The 806-nt window shown below is 63.9% G+C and carries 1 pseudogene; it reads right to left on the reverse strand.

What is annotated here, in order from left to right:
- Positions 1 to 725, reverse strand: a pseudogene (locus NK214_RS24875) (DUF2235 domain-containing protein); the annotation flags it as partial.
- Between the last annotated feature and the right edge of the window lie 81 nt (positions 726 to 806).

The following is an 806-nucleotide window of genomic DNA, read 5'->3' on the forward strand; positions in this document are numbered from 1 at the left end:
GCGACGAAGTGCTGGCACTGCTCCAGGAACAGGGGGTTGTCGGACAGGCGCAACTGGCTGTCGCCGGCCCAGGCCATATGGCCGTCGGCCATCGGCAGGCTATTGGCCAGGCCGACGGTGGCGACGGTGTCGAACAGGCCCATGAAGCGAATCGAGATCGGGATGCCGATCAGGCGGTGCTGGACCTCCACCGCTCCCTCCGGCGCATCGGCGGGCCGGGTCAGCGCCTCCAGCCAGCGGGCGAATACCCTGGCCTCGGCGGCGCCGCGCGAGAAGCCGTAGACGAACAGGCGGATGCCCAGCACCGTCGGTCGGGGTTTGGCATAGCGGGCCTCGGCCAGCGCTTCCAGATGCGGCCGCAAGGCATCCTGGCGGTAGCGGTAGCCGTTCGGCTGCGAGCCGGCGGTGCGCATCTGCGTGGTGATCATCTCCCGGGCAACAGTATCATCCAGGCGGTTTTGGGTGTAATTGATTGATAGTGCATCAATGATCCGGGTCAGCCCCCAGTTGATGCGGTCCTCGCCGCCGTTGGCGAAGATCAGGCCGCTGCTCATCGGCTTCAACTCGCCGATCTCCGGGAAACGGGTGCCGACGCCGGGAATGTAGTAACGGTACAGGCCCTGATCCTTCAGCTTGCTGCCAGGAGAACTAAGAATGTCCGTAGCATCGCCCGGCCGTAAGCCCATGGTGGCATGGAACAGCCGGGCGATGTTCGAGGTGTTCAACGGCTTGGCCTCACGGTCCGATGGCTCATGGTTATTGGTGCCGTCAAAGAACAAGGAAATGGTGATGCTCTTGGTGCAACT

Origin of the sequence: Chromobacterium sp. S0633, assembly GCF_024158805.1 — a bacterium.
Lineage (GTDB): Bacteria > Pseudomonadota > Gammaproteobacteria > Burkholderiales > Chromobacteriaceae > Chromobacterium.